This window comes from Burkholderiales bacterium (assembly GCA_036262035.1).
In the GTDB taxonomy this organism is placed as follows: Bacteria; Pseudomonadota; Gammaproteobacteria; order Burkholderiales; family SG8-41; genus JAQGMV01.
On record DATAJS010000009.1, the window covers coordinates 88,696 to 113,430 of the forward strand.

General features: G+C 68.4%; 18 protein-coding genes. 9 read left to right on the forward strand and 9 right to left on the reverse strand.

Annotated elements, in window-relative coordinates:
- Positions 1–170: 170 nt before the first annotated feature.
- Genes VHP37_06400 through VHP37_06415 form a run of 4 tightly spaced genes read right to left on the reverse strand, consistent with a single transcriptional unit; the run spans position 171 to position 10,067 of the window.
- Positions 171–2,321: a CHAT domain-containing protein gene (locus tag VHP37_06400; protein ID HEX2825957.1), complete on the reverse strand. Its 2,151-nt coding sequence runs from the start codon at positions 2,319–2,321 to the stop codon at positions 171–173.
- Positions 2,322–2,325: 4 nt separating this feature from the next.
- Positions 2,326–4,026 carry a POTRA domain-containing protein gene (locus VHP37_06405; protein ID HEX2825958.1) on the reverse strand — a complete coding sequence of 567 codons (1,701 nt, stop codon included), beginning with the start codon at positions 4,024–4,026 and terminating at the stop codon, positions 2,326–2,328.
- The gene (locus tag VHP37_06410) at positions 4,014–9,410 is read right to left on the reverse strand and encodes a filamentous hemagglutinin N-terminal domain-containing protein (GenBank protein ID HEX2825959.1); all 5,397 of its coding nucleotides are present in this window, start codon (positions 9,408–9,410) and stop codon (positions 4,014–4,016) included. Before VHP37_06410 ends, VHP37_06405 begins: the two co-directional genes overlap by 13 nt.
- Entirely contained in the window at positions 9,411–10,067 is a 657-nt protein-coding gene (locus tag VHP37_06415; protein ID HEX2825960.1) for a DUF928 domain-containing protein, read from the reverse strand.
- A gap of 196 nt (positions 10,068–10,263) precedes the next feature.
- On the opposite strand from VHP37_06415, the gene VHP37_06420 reads away from it, so the two are divergent.
- Genes VHP37_06420 through VHP37_06430 form a run of 3 tightly spaced genes read left to right on the forward strand, consistent with a single transcriptional unit; the run spans position 10,264 to position 14,075 of the window.
- Positions 10,264–12,150: an adenylate/guanylate cyclase domain-containing protein gene (locus VHP37_06420; GenBank protein ID HEX2825961.1), complete on the forward strand. Its 1,887-nt coding sequence runs from the start codon at positions 10,264–10,266 to the stop codon at positions 12,148–12,150.
- 19 nt (positions 12,151–12,169) lie between these two features.
- Positions 12,170–13,873, forward strand: coding sequence for a CocE/NonD family hydrolase (locus tag VHP37_06425; GenBank protein HEX2825962.1), 1,704 nt, complete (start codon positions 12,170–12,172; stop codon positions 13,871–13,873).
- Between the two features lie 7 nt (positions 13,874–13,880).
- Positions 13,881–14,075 (forward strand): hypothetical protein, encoded by a 195-nt coding sequence (locus VHP37_06430; GenBank protein HEX2825963.1) that lies wholly within the window; start codon positions 13,881–13,883, stop codon positions 14,073–14,075.
- On the opposite strand, the gene VHP37_06435 is transcribed toward VHP37_06430, so the two are convergent.
- Positions 14,072–15,085, reverse strand: a complete 1,014-nt coding sequence (locus VHP37_06435; protein HEX2825964.1) for an RNA methyltransferase — start codon at positions 15,083–15,085, stop codon at positions 14,072–14,074. The genes VHP37_06430 and VHP37_06435 overlap by 4 nt on opposite strands.
- Here VHP37_06435 and VHP37_06440 point away from each other — a divergent pair.
- Positions 15,029–15,241 carry a hypothetical protein gene (locus tag VHP37_06440; protein ID HEX2825965.1) on the forward strand — a complete coding sequence of 71 codons (213 nt, stop codon included), beginning with the start codon at positions 15,029–15,031 and terminating at the stop codon, positions 15,239–15,241. The genes VHP37_06435 and VHP37_06440 overlap by 57 nt on opposite strands.
- A gap of 1 nt (position 15,242) precedes the next feature.
- Here VHP37_06440 and VHP37_06445 read toward each other — a convergent pair whose 3' ends face one another.
- A complete protein-coding gene (locus VHP37_06445; GenBank protein ID HEX2825966.1) occupies positions 15,243–15,758 on the reverse strand; it encodes a cupin in 516 nt (171 codons plus the stop codon).
- 53 nt (positions 15,759–15,811) lie between these two features.
- On the opposite strand from VHP37_06445, the gene VHP37_06450 reads away from it, so the two are divergent.
- A complete protein-coding gene (locus VHP37_06450) occupies positions 15,812–16,171 on the forward strand; it encodes a RidA family protein (protein ID HEX2825967.1) in 360 nt (119 codons plus the stop codon).
- 39 nt (positions 16,172–16,210) lie between these two features.
- On the opposite strand, the gene VHP37_06455 is transcribed toward VHP37_06450, so the two are convergent.
- The gene (locus VHP37_06455) at positions 16,211–16,546 is read right to left on the reverse strand and encodes a hypothetical protein (protein ID HEX2825968.1); all 336 of its coding nucleotides are present in this window, start codon (positions 16,544–16,546) and stop codon (positions 16,211–16,213) included.
- 142 nt (positions 16,547–16,688) lie between these two features.
- Here VHP37_06455 and hflX point away from each other — a divergent pair, with 142 nt between their 5' ends.
- Positions 16,689–18,038, forward strand: a complete 1,350-nt coding sequence (hflX, locus tag VHP37_06460; protein ID HEX2825969.1) for a GTPase HflX — start codon at positions 16,689–16,691, stop codon at positions 18,036–18,038.
- Positions 18,039–18,052: 14 nt separating this feature from the next.
- On the opposite strand, the gene VHP37_06465 is transcribed toward hflX, so the two are convergent.
- Both VHP37_06465 and VHP37_06470 read right to left on the reverse strand, forming a co-directional pair.
- On the reverse strand, positions 18,053–19,690 hold the full coding sequence (locus tag VHP37_06465; GenBank protein ID HEX2825970.1) for a choline dehydrogenase: 1,638 nt from the start codon (positions 19,688–19,690) through the stop codon (positions 18,053–18,055).
- A 21-nt stretch (positions 19,691–19,711) separates the two neighbouring features.
- Complete coding sequence (locus VHP37_06470) at positions 19,712–20,569, reverse strand: LLM class F420-dependent oxidoreductase (GenBank protein HEX2825971.1); 858 nt, start codon at positions 20,567–20,569, stop codon at positions 19,712–19,714.
- Positions 20,570–20,627: 58 nt separating this feature from the next.
- Here VHP37_06470 and VHP37_06475 point away from each other — a divergent pair, with 58 nt between their 5' ends.
- From VHP37_06475 to VHP37_06485, 3 genes are all read left to right on the forward strand, one after another.
- A complete protein-coding gene (locus VHP37_06475; GenBank protein ID HEX2825972.1) occupies positions 20,628–21,497 on the forward strand; it encodes an MBL fold metallo-hydrolase in 870 nt (289 codons plus the stop codon).
- A gap of 34 nt (positions 21,498–21,531) precedes the next feature.
- A complete protein-coding gene (locus tag VHP37_06480) occupies positions 21,532–22,542 on the forward strand; it encodes an asparaginase (protein HEX2825973.1) in 1,011 nt (336 codons plus the stop codon).
- Positions 22,543–22,638: 96 nt separating this feature from the next.
- Entirely contained in the window at positions 22,639–24,735 is a 2,097-nt protein-coding gene (locus tag VHP37_06485; GenBank protein HEX2825974.1) for a hydantoinase/oxoprolinase family protein, read from the forward strand.

Here is a 24,735-nt window from a genome sequence, read left to right on the forward strand (position 1 = left end):
GTCTTGCGAAAAAGAGATTGGCGCGCCGACGCGCGCGTTCTTCGGAGTCCGCTTCGATCTGGACGGGCTCGTCGGTGGTGCTGAGCGTCCAATCGGTCGCGCGACGGTCGATGGGCGTGAGAAGAAACAGGGGCATGTGCTGAAATGACGGGTGATGCGAGGCTCTGTCCTCAGAGCCAGTTGCCGATGAGGAGGAACGGCGCCCAGTAACTGGGGTGGCGGTAACGCGCGTCCTTGAGCATTTCCTGCTGCGCGGTCTGCAGCGCGACGACTTTCGACATCTGCGTCGTGCGCAGGAGCTGATAGAAGCGCGTCACCAGATCGCTGGACGCCTGGTCGCTCACGAACCACAGCGTCGCGACCGCGCTGCGCGCGCCCGCCTTGATGGCGACCCCGGCCAGGCCGAGCGCCGCGCGGTCGTCTCCGGCCGCGGTGCGGCACGCGGACAGCGTGAGCAGCTCGACGGGATCGTCGCGGAAGCGCGTGGCCTTGAGATAGCGCTCGAGGTCGTCCATGGTGATCTTCCCGTCGTAGGTGAGCAGGAAGCTCTTCTTCGGATCGCTGTCGAACTGGCCGTGCGACGCGATGTGCACGACCGAATACGGCAGCGCCTTCAGCTCTTTCTCGAACGCGTTCTCGCTGAACTGCGCGTTGCGCAGGGTCTTGGCCTGCGTCAGGCGCTGGATGGCGTCGAGCTCGCCGGTGACCGCCGGCAGCGCGGGGAACTGCTGAACGCTCTCGGAGAGACCGGAGAGCAGCACGCGCGATTCCTTGGTGTCGAGGGGCCGTGGCTCGAGGAGCGACAGCCCCGGCGCGACCGCGAACGCGTAGCGGCTGACCAGGAACTGCTTGCCGTCGTGCAGCGCCGCCATCGGCACGCTGCGCAGAGCGCCGTCGGGGATCAGCACGACGGTCGTCACCTGGCCGCCCGCAAGCTCGGGCTCGATCGGCCGGAACAGCCAGCCGTAGAGACGCTGTGCGTGCGGCAGGAACTGGTTGGTCGTGCGCTTTTCCAGGAGCGACCGGAACGTGTGAATCTCTTCGGTGAGGGCGGTCGCGGTGATCGGGATGGTGATCTGCTTCACGCGGCCTGCCACCGATACCAGCATCTCGGTGCGGTCGGGCAGGAAAACCGGATAGAGCACCGCGGTGTCGGCGGCGACGGTCTCGATCGCACGCCGTCGCGCCTGGAGCTGGGCGACGCATTCGTCCTTGAAGTAGTCCTCGAGCTCGACCGAGCGGAATTGCTCGACGACTTCGCGCACCTCGCCGAGCGTCTTCTGCGGATCGGCTTCGTTGCGCGCGCGTTTGAGCAGCAGGTCCGCGAGCTCGATGAAGAGCGGGCCCACGGTATCGCGATAAGACGTGCGCGAGGCGTTGAGCTCCTGGATGAGATCGACGCGCACCGTCTGGAAGCGCTGCACCGCGCGGCGATACGACGCCAGCGCTTCGTCGGTCTTGCCTTGCGCGAGCAGCACGCGCGCCGCGAGCCAGTGCCAGCGATATTGCAGGTCCGCGGCGTCCGCCGTCTGCGCCGATGCGAGGGCGAGCGAGGTGAGACGCGACGCTTCGTCGCCGCGGCCGTCGAGGTGATAGAGCCGCGCGAGCCCGCCGCGCGCGAGCGAGAGGGCGCGCAGATCGCGCGTCTTCTCGGCGATCCTCAGCGCTTCCTGGTGTGCGCGGAAGCTGCGTTCGAGCAGCGCGCGGTCGCGCGTGGCCTCGAACAGCCGCCCGAGCAATTCGCCCGCAGACAGCAGCGCGAGCGCCTTGTCGCGAGGCTCGGCGATGCGGGCGATCTCGCGCTCGAGCACCGCGAGCGCTTCGACGGCGCGCGCGTTGTCCTTCTGATCGGCCTGCAGGTAGGCGATGTTCGAGGCGGCGCGCGCAGCGGCGGAAGAGTCGTTCGACGCTCGCGCGGTCTCGAGGCTGCGCTCGTAGCGCGCCAGCGCGTCCTGCGGTTTGCCTTCGACCGCGGCGAGATTGCCGAGATCGTTGAGCACCGCGGCTTCGAGGGTCTTCGCGTTCAGGCGCTGCGCTTCGTTCAGCGACTGCGTGAGGAGGGCGCGCGCCTCGTCGGCGCGGCCGCGCAGCAGATACGCCTTACCGAGCGCGCCGTGCACCGCGGCGGTCAGCGCCGCATCGTCGCCGGCCTCGGCGCGCAGGCGCGCCTCCTCGAGGTATTCGAGCGCCTGGTTGCGATGGCCGAGGCGCTGCACCGACTCGGCTTTCTCGAGCAGCTCGCGCGGCGGCGGCGTTTCGGCGGCACGGGCCCCGCAGGCAAGCGCCGCGAAGAGGGCAAGCCCGATGATCGCGATCTTCATCGAATCAGAAGTACTTGCTCACGTTGATCATGAAGTGCAGCCCGCGGTCCTGGGGATCGGAGTTCGGCACCGCGATCTTCTCCATCGCCTTCGCATAGTAGAAGCGCGCGTAGATGGCGGGGGTCAGATCCCAGCGCACGCCGACGCCGACGCTCGACAGGCGGTCGGGAAAGCTCGTGGGGATCTCCTGGTCGTCGTAGGCGCGGCCGCGGTCGGTGAACGCGACGAGCTGCACGACGCCGTCCTCGCTGCGGGTGCTCAGCATCGAAGGCACCCAGCGGAACACCGGATGGCGGTACTCGACCGACGCGAACCAGCCCTGGTCCTTCACCAGCCGGTTCTCGCGATAGCCGCGCACGCTCTCGACGCCGCCGAGCGCGAAGCGCTCGCTGGGCAGGAGCTTGCCGTTGGAGAACTGGCGGTCGTAACGGACGATGATCTGGTTGCCCGCGTTCGAGAGCCGTCTCACCCACTGCGCCTGGATGAAGCGCGTGACGAACAGCCCGTCGGCGAGGTTGGGATTCACGGTCACGCCGCCGACGTCCAGGCCCGATTTCACCCACGCCCGCGCCGAGAACACCTGGTTCTCGGTGCGGTAGACCCAGTCGGCCGACAGGCGCGCCGCGCGCACCCGGCTCTTCGCGTCGGCGACGCCCGCGGTGAACGAAAACGGCGTGCCGAGGAGGAACGTCTCGCTCTCGCGATCGGAGTAGTACGCGGAGAGATCGAGCTCCTGCGCGAGCGTGCGATACACCGGCTGGGTGAGTCCGAGCTCGAACGTGTCCGACTTGCTCACGATGTCGAGCGGACCGAAAGGCGGCTCGATCACCACCGCGCGGTTTTTCTCGTAACGCAAGGACAGCGTGGTGTCCCAGCGCGATACCGGCGCGGCCGCGTATGCGGTGTACTCGTCGAGGCCGCGCGTGAGACCGTAGCGCAGCCCGACCTGGACCCCGCGGCCGAAGAGGTTGCGTGCGCCCGCCCGGAACTCGTTGAGATAGCTGCCGATGCTCGGCGAGCGACTGTTGGAGAAGCGGTAGCCGATCTCGTACGGCGGCGCTTCGGTGACGTCCACGCGCAGCACGGCTTCGCCGAGCTTCTCCCCGGGCGAGAGCTGCGCGTTCAGCCGGTCGATCAGCGGGCTCTGCGCGAGGAGCTGAAGGCGCTCCTGCAAAGCAGGAAGGCGCAGCGGGGCGTTCGGGTCGGCGGAGACGCGATCGGTGATGTACGAGCGCGCGAAGCGGTTCTGCCCCTGGAGGACGATGTCGGCGAGGCGGCCTTCGACGATCCGGAGCTTCAGCACGCCGCCGGCCAGGTCCTGGTCGGGCACGAGCGCGCCGGAGCTCACGTAGCCGTTCGCGATGTAGTGCGCGGTGATCCGCGTGCGCGCGTCCTCGATCTCGACGTTGCCGAGCTCACGGCCTTCGTACTGCGCGACGAGCGCGTGCAGCTCCGCGTCGCTGAACACCGTGTTGCCCGAGAACTCGAAGCGCTTGACGAACACGCGCAGCGTGGACGAGAGCCGGCGCTGGTCGTCGAGCGGCGGCACCGGCGGCAGCACGAACGGGGAGGGCGCGGGCTTGGGGGCGATCTCGGGCAGCGGCGCGAACTCGGGGCGGCGTTCCGGCACTGTGATGGGCGGTGCGACCTGCGCGTGCGCGGCGCCGATCGCGGCGAGGCACGCCGCGGCGGTCAGCGCGCGCACGAGAATTCGCTCAGCAGCGCATAGACCGGGGCGCGCTCGTCGGCGGCGATCGCGCGCGTCGGCGCGTAGCTGCTGAACGCGAGCGATCCGGGCTGTTCGGGCAATCCGCCGTGGCCCACCCCGACGAAGCTGTTGCCGCCGCTCGCCGCGCGCGCGGAGCACGACTGGCGCAGGAGCTGCGAAGGATCGATGAGGCCGCTCGCGAGCGGCGTCAGGCTGCCCGCGAGATCGCTGTCGGGCGCGCTGATGCGGATCGTGCCCTGCACGCCGAGCTGTGACGACGCGGAGATCGTGCTGTCGCCGCTCTTGAGCAGCGCGTCGGTGCTGATGTCGATGTTGCCGCCGTTGCCGCCGAACGCGTTGGCGATGATCCGGCTCGAATCGAGCACGACGAAGATCGGGTCGATGGTGATGTTGCCGCCGTTGCCGAAGCCGCTGCCGACCGAGGTCGTGATCTCGCTGTCGGTCATGCGCAGGATGTCGTTCGCCTTGATGAAGATGTTGCCGCCGTCGGCGCGATTGGCTTCGGTGGTGATCGCCGAGCGCAGCATGATCAGCGAGCCGCCGGCGTCGAGCGCGATGTTACCCGCTTCGCCCGCGGCCGAGCTCGTCGAGCGGATCGAGCTGTCGGTCATGTCGGTCCTGCCGGTCGCGCGGATGTCGATGTTGCCGCCGCGGCCGAATCCCGTCGTGCTGGTGGAGATCTCGCCGCCGCTGTTGAGGGCGAGCGTGGATGCGCGAACCGTGACGTTGCCGGCGCGGCCGCGATCGGACGCGATGCCGCGGATGAAGCCGCGGTCCTGCAAGGTGATGTCGGGTGCGATCACGAAGATCTCTCCGGCGTCGCCCGTGCCGTTGGAGCTGTTGGTCATGCGGCTGCGCGATCCGCCGGCTTCGCCCGTCACGAGGATCGATTCGGTCGCGGTCACTCGCATCGTGCCGCCGCGGCCCGACCCGGCCGTGCCGCTCGCCAGCACGCCGCCGTTGGAGATCGTCACGCGACCGCCGCTGACGAGCATGCGCCCCGCGTCGCCCGCGGCCGTCGCGTTCACGAGCAGCGAGCCGGCGTCGACGGAGATCGTCGCTGCGGACAGCGAGAGATCGCCGCCCGAGCCGGTGCCCGCGCTGAGGCTCGAGATCGTCGACGTGCCGCCGCTCGCGCTGGTGCCGGACACGGTGATGGCGTCCGTCGCAGTGACGTTCACCTGTCCGCCGGCGCCTGCCGCGAAGGTGCTCGAATCGATGAGACCGCCGCGTGTGACGTCCAGCCGGCCGGCGTCGATGTTGATGCGCCCCGCCGCGCCCGTTGCCGACGTGTTCGCGAGCAGAGAGCCGCCGTCGACCGAGATCGTCGGCGCGGACAGCGAGAGGTCGCCCCCGGCGCCGGCGCCCGTGCTGAAGCTCGAGATCGTCGACACCACGCCGGCGGCGCTGCTGCCCGACACGTTGATCGCCTCGGTCGCGGTGACGCTCACGTGTCCGCCGGCGCCCGCGCCGAACGTGCTCGAATCGATGACCGCTCCGCGCCTGAGGTCCACGCGGCCCGCATCGACGGTGACGCGGCCGGCGTTGCCGCCGCCCGCGGTCGCGCTGGAGATCGTCCCGCCGGTCAGATCGACCAGCGGCGCGCGCACTACGATCTCGCCGCCGCCGCCGCGCCCGCTGGTCGTCGCCAGCAGGCCGGAGTTGTTGAACGTCGCGCCGGCGCCCGCGATCGTGAGGGACTCCAGCGCGGTGATGTCGATGCGGCCGCCGACCGAGTCGTCGCTCGCGCTCGAGCTCATCTCGCCTCCGCCCGTCAGCACGACGCGGCCGGCGCGCACCGTGATCTGGCCGGCGTTGCCGCCGCCCTGTGCGTCGACGCCGACGAAGCCCTTGTCGTTCAGGGTGATCAGCGGCGCGCTCAGGAACACTTCGCCGCCGCGCCCGCCGCGGAAGGCCGAGCTCGAGATCGACGACGCCTGGCCGGCGGCGTTCGAGCCGGAGACCGAGATCGATTCGCTCATGTCGACGAGCACGCGGCCGGCGTCACCTGGACCGATGCCGCTGGAATCCACGAACGCTCCGCCGGTGACCGAGAAACGGGCGCCTCGAATCGCCAGGCTCCCGGCCGGCGCCGACGTGATCGTGGACGCCGCGATCGATCCGCCGTCCACGCTCACCGCCGGCGAGGTGATCTCGATGTCTCCGCCGGGACCGGCTCCGAGCGCGAGCGCGAAGATGCCGGTCAGGAAAGGCGCATCCGACGGCGTGACGATCGAGACCGATTCGCCCGCATCGACGATGATGCGGCCGCCGGCGCCGGTGCCCGAGGTGTTGGAGAAGATCTGCCCTCGCTCGGCGATCTCGAGGCGGCCGGCGATCACCCGGATGTTGCCGCCCGCGCCGCTGCCTTCGGTGTCGGCCGAGATCGCACCGCCGCTCAGCGTCAGAAGCGGGGCGGCGATGCTCACCTGGCCCGCCGCGCCGCTGCCCGAAGTCGCGCTGTTGATCGTGCTCGGGCGGATGCTGTTCTTGCCGGTGAGGCTGACCGACTCGGTCGCCGCGATGTCGATCGTTCCGCCCGTGCCCGTGCCGCTCGTGCTCGAATCGAGCAGCGCGCCGTTGAGCAGTGCGAGCCTGCCGGCGTTCACGGCGATGTTGCCGGCGCTCCCGGAGGACTCGGAGCTCACGCTGATGACCGCGCCGTCGAGCGTGACGCTGGGTGCATTCAGCGAGATCGTGCCGCCGTCGCCGGTGCCGACCGAGCGCGCGACGATCAGCGCCGGGAAGCCGTTCTGCTGCTGACCCGACATCGCGAGCGACTCGGTCGCGGTGATGCGCACGTCGCCGGCGCGCCCGGCCCCGGTCGATGTGGACGACATCGCGCCGCCGTTGACGAACGCGATGCGCGCGCCGTCGATGGACACCGACCCGGCGGCGCCCGCGCCCGATGCGGTGGTGTCGATGCCGCCGCTGTTGATCGTCACGTCGGGCGCGGAAATCGCGATCGTCGCGCCGCCGCCCGGCCCGAAGTTCAGGCCTTCGATGCCCGACCGGTTGTCGGCGTTCTCGCCGGAGATCACGAACGAGCGCGATGCGGTGATCGTCACCGCGCCGCCCGCGCCCGGCGCGTGCGAGCTCGACGAGACGCGCGCGCCGTCGGTGAGCGATATCGACTCGCCGGTGAGGGTGATCGTGCCCGGCGCCCCGGTCGACTGGCCGTCGGCGACCACGCCCGCGTCGCCGATCGTGATGCGCGGTGCGTTCATGACGACGTTGCCGCCGGCGCCGCTCGCAGTCGACGACGTCGAGACGCCGCCCATGACACCCGCGCTGTTGCGGCCGCCGATGGTGATCGAATCGGTCGCGCTCAGGGTGAGATTGCCCGCCGCGCCCGAGGCGCGCGTTCTCGAGTCGATCTGGCTGCCGTTGAGCAGCGACAGCGTGCCGCCTTCGATGCGGATGTCTCCGGCGCGTCCGCTGCCGAACGTGGAGCTCCGTATCGACATTTGATCGATCGTGACGGTCGGCGCCGACAGCGAGATGATCGAGCCGTTCTGCGGCCCCGCGCTGAGGCTGAAGAGCCCGGCTTCGAGATTCGGATTGCCGTCGCCGCGGAGTATGGCGATCGATTCGAGCCCGGTGAGGCGGATCGCGCCCGGGGCACCTTCCACCGCGGCCGAATTGAGCACGCTGTTGTCGCGCACGACCACACGGTCCGCCACCACGTCGATGTTGCCGCCCGGCCCCGTGCCGGAGCCGCTGGTGTCGATCAGGCTGAAGCTCGACTTGAAGTCGTTGGCGATGACCGCGATGCTGCCCGCGGCGCCCGCGCCGCTCGAGCTCACGCTGACGTTGGCGCCGAGGAGATCGACCAGGGGAGCGGTAAGCACGATGCTGCCGCCGGCGCCGCCGCCGGTGGCGACGCTGCCGATCGCCGACGCGACATTCTCGTCGCCGGTCACCTTGATCGACTCGTGGGCGAATACGGCGATCGCGCCCGCAGCGCCGGTGCCGGTCGAGCTCGAATCGATGCGCGCGCCGTTGGTCAGCGCGACCTGATTCGCTTCGATCGTGATCGGGCCGGCCGCGCCGGGTCCCGAGACCGCGGAGCTGACGACGCCGCCGTCGAGAAGTACCGTCGGCGCCGCGATCCGGACCGCACCGGCGGCGCCAGTGCCCTCGCTCGCGCTGGTGATCTGGCTGCGCGCGGCCGCGCTGCCGAAGACCGTCAGCGACTCCGCGGCGTTCACCTGCACGCCACCCGAGGCGCCGCTTGCGGAAACGGTGCTCGAGATACCCGACTGGCCCGACAGGCTGATGCGGTTGCCGCTCACGCTGACCGCGCCGGCCGCGCCCGGTCCTGCGCTGATCGAGCTGATCAGGGCGTCCTGCAGCGTGATCTCGGGGCTGGTGACGACGACCGGGCCGCCGCTGCCGCTGCCGGTCGATATGTTGCCGACCAGGGCGGTCTGCATCGAGAGCGACTCGGCAGCGTCCACGATCACACCGGGAGCGTCGCCCGCGTGATCGTTCTGGACGCCTGCGATCGTATTCGTGAGCGTGAGCCTGCCGCCGCGAATGACCACCGTGGCGCCGCTCGATGCCGGTGTGCTGGTTGCGCCGAGCACGCTGTCGGAGACGGTGATAGCGGCACGGGTCACGCCGGCGGCCGGCACGGGCTCGGTGCGGACGAGCGCGACCTCGCCGGGACCGCCGACGCTCGTGAGGCTCAGCAACCCGCCGGGCACCTGAATGTTCGCGCCGGCGATCATCATCGGACCGGTCACGAAGCCGAGCGTTTTTCCCGGCGCCCCGGTGAGCTCGCTGCCGTTCACCACGACGCCGGCTGGCGGCGCGATGAATCCGAATGCGCTCGGCGGCGCCGACGTGAGCACCGTAGCCCCCGGGTTGACGGCATCGAAGCGCCCGCTCGTGCCCAGCAGGAGATGATGGGCCGTCGATGCGTAAAACGAGCCGCTCACGTCGAGCACCGCTTTCGGGCCGAAGACGATGCCGTTGGGATTTAGAAGGAACAGATTCGCGCCCGAGATCTCGGAGCGAATCCCGCCCATGATCCGCGACGGATCGACGCCGGTGACTCGGCTGATGATGTTGTTGATGTTGATGCTGATGTCGGACGGAGCGGCGAACGTCGCGCGCGTGTCCTCTGGGACGTTGAACCGCCCGAAGCTGTGGAAGAGATTGGTGCCGCGGAGCTGGCCGTCTGCGGCGTTAATGCGGTACTCGGCGCCGGTCAGCGGGACGGCTCTCGGGAGGCCCCCCATGGTGCCGTCGAGCACGATCGGCGGGCCCGGCGGGACCTGCGCCTGTACCGAAGGCACACCGACCCCGAGCGCGGCGGCGAGCGCCTGCGAGATGCGGCTGCGAGCGAACCGCATTCAGCGCGTACCGCCGACCTGGGCCAGTCCTACCTGCGCGAGCAGGGAATCGAGCTGTGATTTGAGCTTCGGGTCGCCGGGCGACGCCTGGATGAGGCGCATCAGCGATTCGATCGAGTCGTACCACAGGCCTTCGCCCGCATACGCCGCGGGCGCGGTGCGCGCATCGGCGACCTTGCCTTGCAGTCCTGCGGGGGCGGCGACGAGCTTGATCGTCCCGCTGGAGGTCACGTCGCTCGAACGCATCTTCGGATCGAATACGATCGCGACGTGCCAGCGATACTCGATGTCCGGGGAAAGCTTCACGCCCGCGTCCTTCAGCGACAGGGCGTGGATGCCGGGCGTGAGCGGGGATTTTTCGACCTTTTCGATGAGCGGCTTCACCCCCGCTTCGTCGATCAGGGTGAGCTCGATCTGCACCGGCGCCTGCTTCGACAGGTGCCAGTACAGCGTCGGCTGTGGGTTCACGGTGAGGCCCGTGTGTTCGGGGGCGAAGACGGTGACGCTGGGGCTGTCGGCGGCCGGGCCTCGGGTGCCGCCGCCGATGCGGCTCGCGGGGGCGCCGCGCATGGGCAACTTGTAGTGGGGCTGACCCGATTCGGAGGCCTGCGCCTGAGCTTGTTGCGCGGATGCCGGCGCCGCCAGCATCGCTGCCATGGAGGCAGCAAGCAATAACCCGATACCAGTGCCCATGGTCAGTACTCTCCCCGTTGTCGCCGGCTGTGCGGCTTTTTATGCACAATGACGGCCGCCCGACGAAGAATGAATGCGCCGCGCGTACCGCGCACAGTGCAATGTTAATGCATGGCGCGTCGAGCGGGGGCTCAATTACCTAAACCAAAAGGTGCACCGCTTGAAATTGGACGCTGCCGCAAGAGGAGCGCTGCTGCTGTGCGCCGCCGCATTCGCCTGCGCGTTCGCGATCGTCGCCGCGGGGCGCTGGCTCGGCCTGTTCCAGGAGCTCGAGCTCGCGGCCTACGACGCGATGCTGCGCGCCCGCACGCCTGCGCCCGCGGACAGGCGCATCGTGCTCATCCACGAGACCGAAGCCGACCTGCGCCGCTTCGGCCATCCGCTCTCCGATGCCATGCTCGCGCAGGCGATCGACACGATCGAGGCACAGGGTCCTGCTGCGGTGGGTATCGACAAATATCGGGACACCCCCGTGGGGCCGGGGACGGCCGAGCTCGACGCGGTGCTGAAGAAGCACGCCAACCTCGTGTGGATCTTCCTCTTCGGAACGCAAGGCGCGCTCGTGCCTGCGCCCGCCGCGCTCAGGGACACCGACAAAGTCGGGTTCAACGACACCATCGACGATCCGGGCGGCGTGATCCGCCGCGCGCTGGTATTCCTCGACGACGGCAAGACCACCTATCCGTCGCTCGCGCTCGGGCTTGCGCTGAAGTATCTCCAGCCGCGCGGCGTGTCCGTAGGGCCCGCCCCCGCCAGCGAGCAGGCGATCCAACTGGGCAAGATCCGGCTCGACCCGCTGGGGCCGGACGACGGCGCTTACGCCGGCGCGGACGCCGCCGGTTTCCAGATCCTCAGGGACTATCGGTCGATGCCGCTGCACTTCGAGACGCACACGCTCGCGGACCTGATCGACGGCAAGGTGCAGGGACTCGGGGGCAAGGTCGTGATCTTCGGCGCGAACGCCGAAAGCCTCGGCGACCAGTTCTACACGCCGTACAGCAAGGGGCGGGCGGCGCGCGAGCGCATCAGCGGCACCGAGCTGCACGGCCACATCACGAGCCAGCTCATCCGGCTGGGGCTGGGCGAATCGCGCCCGGTCGTGCCGTGGCACCGCGATGCGCAGCTCGCCTATGCCGCACTGTGGTGCGCGCTCGGCGTGCTGCTCTTTGCGGTGCAGCGCATGACGCTGGTGGTGCTGGGCGGGATCGCCGGCGTCGTCGTCATCGCCGGCATTTCCGTCTGGGCGCTGGCCGCGCACGACCTGTGGATACCGCTCGTGCCCGCGGTCTTCGGCTTCGTCCTGACCGCGGGCCTTGCGGTCTCGATGCGCGCCGCGCTCGAGCGCCGGCAGCGCGCGCTGGTCATGAACCTCTTCTCGAAGCACGTCTCGCCCGCGGTCGCGCGCGAGATCTGGGCGCGCAAGGAGGAGCTCGTGGGCGGGGGCAGCCTGAAGCCGGTCTCGCTCACCGCGTCGATGCTCTTCAGCGACATCCGCGGTTTTACGCCGATCTCAGAAAAGCTCGGGCCGCTCGGGCTTGCGCGCTGGATCGAGGTCTACATGCGCGCGATGTCGCAGCCCATACTCGATAACGACGGCCTCATCCGCCAGTACATCGGCGACGCGATCATGGCGTTGTTCGGCGTGCCGGTGCCGCGCACGACGCAGGAAGCGATCCGCCGCGACGCGCTCAACGCGGTGCGGGCGGCGATCGGCATGCGCGCGGCGCTGCGCGAGCTCAACGCGCGCTGGGCCGCCAACGGCGAGCTCACCGCGGGCACGCGCATCGGCATCCACACCGGCGACATCGTGACCTGCAGCGTCGGCACCGCCCACCGAACCGAATACACGGTGCTCGGCGACGCGGTGAACACCGCGGCGAGGCTCGAGAGCTTCCCGTCGAACCCCGACGAGCCGTTGCCCGAGTGCCGCATCCTCATCAGCGCGGCGACGCGCGAGCTGGTGAAGGACGAGATCGATACCGAGCCGGTCGGCGAGCTGACGCTCAAGGGCAAGACCGAGAAGGTGTTCGTGTATCGCGTAAAGTAGGCGATCCGCGGAGGAGAGCATGACGACGAAGAACGTCTCGCAGCCGAAGGATTACCAGCTCATCGTCGAGAAGGACGTGAAGATCCCGATGCGCGACGGCGCGCTCCTCTATGCCGACGTGCTGCGTCCGGACACGGGCTTTGATCGCGTCCCCGCGATCATGAACATCGGTCCGTATCAGAAGGACCGGTTGTGGATCCCGCCGGAGGACCTCGAAGAAAAAGCGAACCCGTATCTCGCGTGGGAAACCGGGAACCCGATGTACTGGTGCCCCCGCGGCTACGCGCTGGTGCGCGTGGACGCGCGAGGCTCGGGCAAGTCGCCGGGCGCGTCGGATCCGAGCTCGTACGCCGAGGCGGTGGACTTCTACGACGCGATCGAATGGATCGCGAAGCGCGACTGGTGCTCGGGCAGCATCGGCACGCTCGGCGTGTCGTATCACGCGAACTGCCAGTGGCGCGTCGCCAAGCTCCAACCGCCGTCGCTCAAGGCGATGATCCCCTGGGAGGGCCGTGCCGATCTCTATCGGGACCAGATGTTCCACGGCGGCATCTACGCGCAGGGCTTCTTCGCCAACTGGGTCGCGACCAACATGGCGCACCACATCATCGGCCGGGCGCGCGAGTACAACCCCGGCGCGTTCAACAACAACATGGTGTGGAACTGGGTGACGCAGAACCTCGACTCCGAGTTCTGGCGCCAGCGCAGCGCGGACTGGGCCAGGACCCTCGTGCCGTTCTACAGCGTCGGCAACTGGACCGGCGCGGGCCTGCACCTGCGCGGCAACATCGAAGGTTTCGTCAATGCGGCGTCCAAACACAAGAAGCTGCGCATCCACACCGGCACGCACTTCCACCCGTTCCATTCGGAGGAAGGACGCCTCGACCAGCTGCGCTTCTTCGATTACTGGCTGAAGGGGCAGGACACCGGGATCATGGACGAGCCGCCGGTCAAGCTCATGATCCGCACCGGCGGCGGCAACGCGGGCACCTACAAATTCCGTTTCGAGAACGAGTGGCCGCTCGCACGCACGCGCTGGACCAGGCTGCACCTGAAGGCGGTCAGCGAGCGCCAGAGCCGGAGCGGCGAGCCCGAGGGCGAGCTGTCGTGGGACGAGATCGCGGAGCCCGCGGCTTGCACCTATTCGGCAAGCCCGCCTTCGCACGCGGGCGTGAGCTCTTCGGCGCCGTCCAACCTGATGGGCAGTGTCGATCGCACCGGTATTTCATTCGTGTCCCCGCCGCTAACCCGGGACGCCGAGGTCACCGGGCCGATCGTGCTCGCGCTGTGGGTGTCGAGCACGTCGGAAGACGCCGATCTCTTCGCGACGATCCGCAACATCGGTCCCGACGGCAAGGACGTCTGGGAAGAAGGGCAGCAGGGCCATACCGATTACATCCCCGTCGCCAAAGGCTGGCTGCGCGCGTCACACCGCAAGCTCGATCCCGAGAAGTCGCTGCCCCACCGCCCGTATCACGCGCATGACGAGCGCCAGTGGCTGAAACCCGGTGAGCCCGTCGAATGCCACATCGAGATCTGGCCCACGTCCATGGTCTTCAAAAAAGGCCATCGCATACGACTCGACGTCCAGCCGCGCGACGGCGTCGGCGCATCGGTGTATCGGCACTACCATGCCGACTACAATATCGGCGCCGAGAACACGATACACACCGGCGGAGACAGAGCGGGCTACCTCGTGCTCCCGGTGATACCAGAGGTTTGAAACTGCCATGGCAACATCTCCCACGCGCCGCCGCATCAAGTTCTCCGACGTCGTCGTCGGCGAACGGTTCTACGATCCCATCAGCCAGGAATACTTCGTGAAGCAGAGCGAATCGCTCGCGGCCATGGTCACCGGCATCGGTGACGGGACGGTCGCGGACGAGTTCGAACCCGACGACATCGTCGGGGTGGACCTGCACTAAGCGATCTGTCGCGAGCCGGCGGCTCGCGCGCGCAGCTGCCCGCATCCGGCTTCGACGTCCTGCCCCGCGGACTGGCGCAGCTTGGTGAGGATGCCGCGGCCGTGCAGCGTGCGTGCGATGTGCGCCGCGCGCTCCCACGAAGGCCTTTGGTACGGCACGCCGTCCACGCGGTTGTAGGGAATCATGTTGAGCACGCCGTAGCGGCCGGAGAGCAGGCGGACGATGCCTTCGATCTCGTCGTCGCCGTCGTTGATTCCTTCGAGCAGGGTCCACTGGTACTGGATGGGATAGCCGGTCGCGCGCGCGTACGCGTCGCCGCGCTCGACGATCTCCTCGGGCGTCAGGTCCGGCGCCCGCGGCAATAGCTCGCGCCGAAGCCCGGGCTTGGTCGTGTGCAGCGACAGGGCGAGCGCCGGTTTGACGCTGCGCTCCGGCAAGCGCTCGAAGACCCGCGGATCGCCGACCGTGGAGAGCACGAGGTTCTTGTGCCCGATATCGCCCAGCGCGCCGAGCAGGTCGATCGCATCGAGCACGTTGTCGAGGTTGTGCGCGGGCTCGCCCATGCCCATGAAGACCACTTTCCTGACGCTCCGGCGTGCCCGCGCGAGCGCGACCTGCGCCACCATCTCCGCGCTTCCCAGATGGCGCACCAGCCCGCCGCGGCCGGTCATGCAGAACACGCAGCCCACCGCGCAGCCGACCTGCGAGGAGATGCAGAGACCGTCCCGAGGCAGCAGCACGCTTTCCACGGTCTGACCGTCCTGCAGGCGGACCAGCAGGCGCTCCGAGCCGTCGCCGGCCGGATGCACCGACACGACGCGCGCCAGCCCGGCGAGTGCGGCTTCGATGCCGGGCAGGGCGGTGCGTAAGGACTGCGGCAGGAAATCCTCGAGGCGCCGCTTGCCGGAAGCCTGGGGCAGGGCGCGCGACCACATCTTCAAGACGTGGTCGGCGTGAGCCGGCCGGGCGCCGCTCGCGCGCAGTCGCTGCTTTACATCCTCGAGTCGCATGGGTGCGCGATTCTAAGCGATCCGCGTGCCTCGACGACGCACGACCCGCGGTCGACTCTCGCGACCGGCATGGTGATGCGCCGGTACGAGAACGAGGGCGGCGGCGGCTGGGTGCACGGCTCGATGGTGGAGCTCGTGACGCCGGAGCCGAAGTAGGTCAGCTTTTCCAGTGCTGGAACAGCGGCCCGTCCTCTCCGCACACCGGATCGAGACGCGGCAGCGCGACGCGCGCGACCGCGGCTGCGCTGCGCTTGAGGTTCGACAGCAGAGGCGTGCATAGGTCGGGCTGCTGTCCCGTGGGATACGCGCCGACGATCCCCAGCGCGCCGTGCGACGAGAGCTTCTTGTGCCCGGTGCCGGCGGGCAGGACGATCACGTCGCCGGGCCTCGCGGTGACGACGACGCCGCCTTCACCGCCGAACTGCGCCGTGACCTCGCCGCTGTAGACGCCGAGCGCTTCGTGCGCGTCGCAGTGGAAATGATGGAACGGATAGATGCCGTTGCGCCACGCGGCCGGCCAGGCGTTGCGGTCGAACAGCGCTTCGAACGCCGCGGCAGGATCGGCGCCGCAGATCTCGACCGCGTCCTGGTAGACGAGCACCGGCCAGAGCGGGTGATTGGGCACGCCGCCGCTCGCCGCAAGCCGGTGAACGATGACTTTATGGGCAATCATCAGTGAGCCCTCCCGAGTGGGACAATGCGCTTTCCAAACCACAGGAGCACGACATGAGCATACAGCGCGTTTCGGTCGGCGGCACCGCCACGTTCAGCAAGGCCGTCACGGTCAGCGGTCCGGGGCGGACGGTCTACGTCTCGGGCAACATCAGCCCGCACGGCTCGCTGGCCGAGCAGACCAACGGCTGCTTCGACGAGATCGAGCGGGCGCTGCAGGAGGCCGGCGGCACGATGGAGCACGTGGTGCGCATCACCGCGTGGCTGACGAGCCTCACCGAATACGCCGAATACAACCGCGTGCGCGGCGAGCGCTTCCGGGGCAACCTGCCCGCGAGCGCCGCGGTGCAGGTGGCCGGGCTTTTGCGCGGGGCGCTGATCGAAATCGACGCGATTGCATTCATTCCGGACTGACGCGAAGCTGGCCCGGAGAATGCTTGCATCTCTCCATATCTAAAGCTTCGGGAGAGATGCGATGAAGAAATATCTGGTTACATTGGCGGCATTAGGCCTCTGTACGAGCGTTTTCGCGCAGAGCGTCACGGCGGGCGGCGGATCGGCCACGATCGTCGGGCGTGACGGGAGCACCGTCTCCGCCGGTCCGGGCGGTGCGTCGATTACGTCGGGGAGCGGCAACACCGTTTCGTCGGGCGGCAGCCCGGGTTCGGTCATTCTCGACAACCAGTCGAGCGTGACCAGCTCGGTGACGACCGACAGCACCGGCACGACGTCCAGCACCATCAGCAACAGCAGCACCGGCAGCATGTGCAGCGCGGTGAACGCGGGCATGCGCTGCGAGATCTCGTGCCAGGCGCCGCAGGTCGCGCAGTGCTGGAAGGGAGAGTACGCGAGTGAGCCTGTCTGCTATTGCCGGTAGCATTGCAGGCTGAAAGCCTGATTCCTGCGGCGTGATTCGTGTTATTTACGTTGCATGGAAATCAAGCCACCTATCCCTCGCGCGGTCCTCGTCGGCGTTCAGCTTCCGGACGTCGACGACGCCGCTCACACCGCGAGCCTCGCGGAGCTCGCCCGTCTGGTGAAGACGCTCGGCTACGAGGTCGCATCCACGCTGTCTCAAAAACGGCCCGCCATCGATAGCGCCGCCGTGCTCGGCAAAGGGCGGCTCGAAGAGCTGGCGGCCATGACGGGCGGGACCGGCGTCGTCGAATCGGGCGCCACGGCGCGCAAGTCGAAGGCGCGCGAGCGCTTCGAAACGGCCGACGACGACCAGCCGCGGGCACCGGCGGAGCCGGGTGCAGACGCGGCACGCAAGCCGGAGTTCGTCGTCGTCGATCACGAGCTGTCGCCCAACCAGGCGCGCAACCTCGAGCGCGCGACGGGCGCGCAGGTGCTCGATCGCACCGGAGTGATCGTCGAGATCTTCCATCGCCACGCGCGCAGCCGCGAGGCCAGGCTGCAGGTGGAGATGGCGCGGTTGAGGTATGTCGCGCCGCGCCTGCGCGAGTCTTCGGCCGGGCCGGGGCGGCTCCAGGCGGGTGAATCCGATCTCGAGCTCGATCGCCGCAAGATACGCGATCGGCTCGCGGAGCTGAAAGAGCAGCTCGACGAGGTCCAGCGCGACAACTCGCAGCGCCGCCACGCCCGCCGCGACCAGCTTCGCGTCGCGCTGGTCGGCTATACGAACGCGGGCAAGTCGTCGCTCATGCGCGCGCTCACGGGGAGCGAGGTGCTGGTCGCCGACAAGCTCTTCGCGACGCTCGACACCACCGTGCGCGCGCTGCACCCGTCGACGAATCCGCGCGTGCTCGTCTCCGACACGGTGGGGTTCATCAGGAAGCTGCCGCACGATCTCGTCGCGTCGTTCCGCTCCACGCTCGACGAGGCGCTGGAAGCGTCGCTGCTGCTGTTCGTCGTCGACGCGTCGGATCCCGATCACGAATCGCAGCTCGAGGTGAGCCGCTCGGTGCTCAGCGATATCGGCGCCGAAGGGATACCGTCGCGCCTCGTCCTGAACAAGATCGATCGCGTCGGCGAGGCGGATCGCGCCGTGCTGCGAGAGAAACATCCCGGCGCGATCATGGTGTCCGCGAAATCGCCGGAGCACGTCGCCATGCTGCGCGAGAAGCTCATCGAGTTCTTCGAAGCGTCGATGGTGGACGACGAGCTGGTGTTGCCTTATGCGAAGCAGTCCCTGCTGGGCGAGATCTACGAAAACGCGCGCGTGCTCTCCGAGGAATACGACGCGGACGGCAGGATCCTGAAAGTGCGCGGCCTGCCGGGCGCCATCGCCCGCCTGCAGCGGGCTCTCGCGACTTCTTAGTCGAGGGCCGCGCGTCAGGCGGCTGCGAGCACCAGGTCCGACGCCTTCTCGCCGATCATGATCGACGGCGCGTTGGTGTTGGATCCGACCATCGTCGGCATGATGGACGCGTCGCACACGCGCAGTCCCTCGATGCCGTGCACGCGCAGGCTCGCATCGACCACGGCCTGCGCGTCGTTGCCCATCCGGCACGTGCCGATGGGATGGTAGGAGGTCTGCCCGGTCTTGCGCACGTGATCGAGCAGCGCGTCGTCGTCGTCCGCCGCCGGACCGGGCCGCGTTTCCCTGACGATGTGCTGCGCGAGCGCCGGCTGGGCGGCGACCTTGCGGATCATGCGCAGCGCCGCGAGCATCGTGTTCACGTCGTGCTCGTGCGAGAGATAGTTCGCGCGGATCTCCGGCGGCGTCGACGGATCGGGGCCTTTCACGTGCACCGAACCCTTCGATTCCGGCCGCAGCACGTAGGTGCCGATCGCGAATCCGCCATGGGCATCGAGCCCCATCTTCTCCGCGAAGTTGCGCGCCTGACGGTTGTCGGCGTAATGACTGCTCGCCATGGACAACTGGTGTAGCTGGAATTTGATGTCGGGCCGATCGAGATCGGGGCGGCTGCGCGCGATCGCCATCGAGGTTGCCGACGAGGAGGCCATCAATCCGCGCCCGAGGAAGAGCCAGCGCGCGCCCATCTTCGCCTGGAGCAGCGGATTGCGCAGGATCGTATTGAGCGTGACCGGCAGCTTCGTCTCGTAGGAGATGCGCACGTGCAGGTGGTCGCGCAGGTTCTCGCCGACGCCCGGCAACTCGTGCACGACGTCGACGCCGGCGCGCTTGAGCACGTCGCGCTGCCCGATGCCGGAGAGCTCGAGCAGTTGCGGCGACTGGATCGCGCCCGCGGCCAGCAGGACTTCGCGCCGCGCGCGAACGGTGCGCTCTTCGTCACCTTTCCGGTAAACGACGCCGACCGCCTTGCGGCCCTCCATCACCACGCGCTGCGCCAGCGCGCCGCTCTCGATGGTGAGATTCGGGCGCTTCATGGCGGGAAGCAGATAGGCATCGGCCGTATGGCGGCGGCGGCCGCGGCGGGTGTTGTGCTGGAGATAGCCGACGCCTTCGAAGCGCCGGCCGTTGTAATCGTTGGTGACCGGCACGCCCGCCTGCTCGGACGCTTTGATGAAACCTTCGGAGAGGGGATCGCGATCCTTGTAGCGCGTGATGTACATCGGTCCGTTGCGTCCGCGCAGGTCCGAATCGGCCTGCTCGTAGTGCTCCATCCGCTTCAGGTACGGGAGCACCTCGGTGAATCCCCAGCCGGCGTTACCGAGGCTTTCCCAATGATCGTATTCGAGCGGGTCGCCGCGCACCCAGATCATGCCGTTGACCGCAGAGGAGCCGCCGAGCGCGCGGCCGCGCGGCCAGAAGAGGCTGCGGCCGGCGACCTTCTCGTCGGGCTCGGTCTGGAAGCGCCAGATCGCACGCTCGCCGGTGAGGATGTGCGCGATGCCCGACGGGATTCGGATCCACATCCAGCGATCGTCTTCGCCGGCTTCGAGCAGCAGCACGCGATGCGTGCCCGATGCCGACAACCGATTGGCCAGGACGGCGCCGGCCGAGCCGGCGCCCACGACGATGTAGTCGTATTCCGCTTCGCTCATGATCGAATCTCTCCTCCTTGATTATTTATTCGCGACTTCCCTGAACTTTCGCAGCATGTCGATCTGATCCTCGAGCTTCGGCTCGCGCCACATCGGATAGAGCATCACGAAGTCCGCGCCGAGTCGACGCCAGCCGTCGGCCGCCGCTTCCCACGCTTTCGGATCGGCGTCGTGCATGCGCAGCCATCCTTCGAGGCCGAACTTCGCGGCGTCGCGGCCGTTATTGCGGATCTCCTCGCGCAACAGCGCGAGCTTCTGCTCGGCTTCCGCATCGGGCGCCATGATCGGCATCCAGCCGTCGCCCAACCGCGCCGCGCGCTTCACCACCGCATCCGACGAGCCGCCGAACCAGATCGGGATCGGCCGCTGCGCCGGCGGCGGCACGATGTTGACGCCTTTCAGATGATGGAAGCGGCCTTCGAAGTCGACGAGGTCCTCGGACCACAGCCGTCGCAACACTTCGGCCTGCTCCGCCTGCCGCGCGCCGCGGGTTTTCCAGTCGGCGCCGAGCGCTTCGTATTCGACGTGGTTCCAGCCGCCGCCGATGCCCAGCCGCAGGCGCCCGCCGCTCAACAGGTCGACTTCGGCCGCCTGCTTGGCGATGAGCCCGGTCTGCCGCTGCGGCGCTATTAGGATCCCGCTCGACAGGCGGATGGTCTTGGTGACCGCGGCGAGAAAACCGAGCGTCACGAAGGTTTCGTGGAACGGATCCTTCTCGTCGTAACGCGGTGTCCATCCATCCCGTGCCGTGGCGCCGAACACGTGATCGGGCACCTCGATATAGGCGTAGCCGAGATCCTCGGCGGCTTGCGCCCAGTCGCGAATCCTGGCCGGATCGGCTCCGATGTCCCGCGTCGGAAACATTGCGTTGAGCTGCATGCGGCCACCTTGTAAGGTCTATGGCATCTTTACGGAGAATACCGCGCGCGGAGGAGATATGCAGGCTGCACGTATCGGCGATTTCGAAGTGCATCGCGTCACCGAGGGGCCGTTCATCGCGCCCGAGACGTTCTTTCCCGATTACGACGCGGAGGTGCTGCGGTCGCGGCCCGACATGGCGTCGCCGCGGCTGATCGACCCTGCGACCGGCAAGCTCGTCTTCAGCTTCCAGTGCTTCATCGTGAAGACCGGGCGGCACACGATCCTGATCGACTCGTGCCTCGGCAACGACAAGGAGCGCCCGACGCGCCCGCAGTTCCACCGATTGAAAACGCCTTTCCTCGCCGATCTCGGCGAGGCGGGGGTCAAACCGGAAGACATCGATTACGTGATGTGCACGCACCTGCACTGGGATCATGTCGGCTGGAACACGCGCCTGGATAACGGGCGCTGGGTGCCGACTTTTCCCAACGCGCGCTACGTCATGGCGCGCCGCGAGTTCGACCATTGGCAGGCGTTTGCGCAACGGGGAGAGGACAGCCCGCATCGCCTCGCTTTCGAGGACAGCGTGCTGCCGGTCGTGCGCACCGGCCAGTCGGTGCTGGTCGACGACGATTACGCCTTCGAGGACGGCTTGTGGTTCGAGAGCGCGCCGGGACACACGCCCGGCAATGTGGTGATTCACGCGGCTTCGCGTGAGGACCGCGCGGTGTTCCCCGGCGATGTCGTGCATCACCAGCTGCAGTTGGCGCGCCCCGAGCTGTCGACGATCGCCTGCACCGATCGCGAGCTTTCGCGCAAGACGCGCACCCGTCTCGTCGAAGAGTACGCCGAGCGCGGCACCCGGCTCTTTCCGGCGCACTTTCCGTCGCCGACGGCCGGACGGATCGTGCGGCACGGCAGCGCGTACGCGTACGCTTTCGAGTAGGCTGTGCACCGCTTTGGTGAGAAAAGGAATCTGAGTGTCGTTCGTGAAGATGGTGGAAGTGTGGCGGGGCGAGGTCGTCGAGAGCGTTCATTACGGTGCGGCAGCGGTCTCCAACGCCCGCGGCGAGATCGTCGCCGGATGGGGCGACATCGATACGGTGATCTATCCGCGGTCGGCGCTGAAGCCGATCCAGGCGATCGCGCTCGTCGAGACGGGCGCGTTCGAGAAGATGGGGCTGAGCGCGCAGCATCTCGCGCTCGCCTGTGCCTCGCACTACGGCGAGCCGTTCCATGTCGAGCTCGTCGCGGGCTGGCTCGCGCGGCTCGGGCTCGATCAGGACGCTCTCGCCTGCGGACCCGATCTTCCGATGGATGCCGCGACGGCGCACGCCGCGCTGCGCCGCGGAGCATCGAAGCAGCGCATCTATCACAATTGCTCGGGTAAGCATTGCGGCTTCCTGAGCGTGTGCCGCCATCTCGGCTGGCCCGTCGACGGTTACGATCGTCTCGACCATCCCGCGCAGCAGCTCTATCTGGACGCGCTGAGCGAAATGGCCGCGGTCGATGCGCGCGGCCTCACGTTCGGCATCGACGGCTGCACGCTGCCCGCCGCGGCGATGCCGCTGAAGGATATGGCTGCCACCATGGCTCGATTCGCGGATGCGCGCGCCGCGTCGGCCGGCCGGCGCGCCGCCGTCATGGCGATCCACGACGCGATGCGCGCGCATCCGCGCTACGCGTCGGGAACCGATGCGCCCGGGGTGCGCATCGCTCACGTCACGCGCGGCCGTGTCATCGTCAAGACGGGTGCGGAAGGATTCATCACCGCCTACGTGCCGGAGCAGGGTCTCGCGCTCGCGCTGAAGATCGCCGACGGCGAGCCGCGCGCCCGCGTCCCCGCTTTGATCGCGTCGCTCGCGGCGACCGGCATGATCAGCGGAGCTGAGCGCGACGAGCTCGCCCGGCTTGCCGAGCCGCCGATCCTGGACAGCATCGGCAGGGAGGTCGGGCGGCTTCGTGCGCGCACGGGCGATCTCGCGATATAGTCGGGACTCGGCATCCAGAACATCGAGGGCGGCGCAGGGCCGGTTGGAGATCGGCCTGACAGCGAACGCCGCGACCTCATCATCCAAAGGTTTGTCATGGCAACAACAACGGTCGGCGGCGCTCGCCTTGCGGTCGATATAGGCGGGACGTTCACCGACATCGTGCTCGATGCGCGCGGCAAGCGCTGGACGGGCAAGGTGCTCACCACACCGCGCGCGCCCGAAGAAGCGGTGCTCGCGGCAGTGCAGGAAATCCTCGCCGAGGCGGGTCTCAAGCCCGGCGCGCTCGAGCTGTTCATCCTGGGAACCACGCTGGCGACCAATGCGCTCATCGAGCGCAAGGGTGCGCGCACCGCGCTCGTCACGACCGAAGGCTTTCGCGACCTGGTCGAGATCGGCTGGGAGCATCGCTTCGCGCAGTACGACATCTTTCTCGACAAGCCCGAGCCCCTGGTCCCGCGTTATCTGCGCCTGCCGGTGCCGGAGCGCATCGACGCCAGGGGCCGCGTGCTGCTGCCCCTGGACGAGCGCGCACTGGAGGCGATCGTCCCGGTGCTGCAACAGGAGCGCATCGAAAGCGTCGCGGTCGCGTTTCTCCAGAGCTTCGTAAACCCTGCGCACGAGCGGCGTGCACGCGAGATCCTCAAGAGCGCGATGCCTGACCTGTGGATCACGATCTCTTCGGACGTGTGTCCGGAGATTCGCGAATACGAACGGATATCGACCGCGTGCGCGAATGCGTACGTGCAGCCGGTCATGGCAGGCTATCTCAACCGGCTGGAAGGGCGTCTCAAGTCGATGGACGTCACGTGCCCGGTTTTCCTCATGACGTCCGGCGGCGCGCTCGCCACGATGGCGATGGGTGCCGCGGAACCGGTGCGTCTGGTCGAGTCCGGCCCTGCGGGCGGCGCCATACTGGCGCGCAACATCGCCGAAAGCTGCGGCGCCGAGCGTGCGCTGTCCTTCGACATGGGGGGCACGACCGCCAAGATCTGCTTCATCGACGATTACGAGCCGGAGATCTCGCGCAGCTTCGAGTTCGGGCGCGTCTATCGTTTCATGAAAGGCAGCGGTCTCCCGCTGCGCATACCCGTGATAGAGATGGTCGAGATCGGTGCAGGCGGCGGATCGATCGCGCGTGTCGACGACATGGAACGCGTGCAGGTCGGCCCCGACAGCGCGGGCTCGGAGCCCGGGCCCGCATGCTACGCGCGCGGCGGCGAGCACGCGACGGTCACCGACGCCGATTGCACCATGGGCATGCTCGATCCGGAGCGCTTTGCCGGCGGCCGCGTCAGGCTCGAGCCGGCGCGCGCCGAAGCCGCGGTGCAGCGCGACGTCGCCAAGCCGCTCAAGGTGAATGCCGCCATCGGCGCGCTCGCCATCAGCGAGATCGTCACCGAGAACATGGCGAATGCAGCGCGGGTGCACGCGATGGAGCTCGGCAAGACCGTCGAGAAGTACACCCTCATCGCGTTCGGCGGCGCAGCGCCGCTGCACGCGGCGCGTCTCGCCGACAAGCTGGGCGTCGAGCGCGTGATCATCCCGGTGAGCGCGAGTGTCGGTTCCGCGCTCGGTTTTCTCACCGCGCCGGTCGCGTTCCAGGCGGTGCGAAGCTGGTACCAGCTCGTCGCAGCGATCGATACCGCGCATGCGAACCGGCTGCTCGGCGAGATGGAAGCGCAGGCGACCGAGGTGGTGCGCACCGCCGCCGGTGACGCGCCGCTCACGACGAATCGCATCGCCTACATGCGCTATGCCGGACAGGGCCACGAGATCCCGGTGTCGCTGCCTGCGGGCGAGCTTGTCGCCGGAGCGATCGCCGAGCTCGCCCAACGTTTCGACGAAGCCTACCGCGCGCTCTACGGACGCGTGATCCCCAATATGGCGGTGGAGATCATGAGCTGGTCGGTGACGGTCTCGACGCAGGTCGAGCGCGCGCCCGCGGCGCAGCCGCTGCCGCCCGCAGCGGCCGAAGCGGTATCGACCCGCAGGATGTTCGAGCCCAAGCTCGCGAAGTGGCTGAACGTCCCGGTCTACGAGCGCCGCAACATGCCGCCGGGCGCGCAGGCGCAGGGTCCCGCGCTGATCGTGGAAGATCAGACCACCGTCGTCGTCACCTCCGATTTCGACGCGGCTATCGACAGCCTCGGATACATCGTGCTCGACAAGCGCCCCACGAAAAGGAAATAG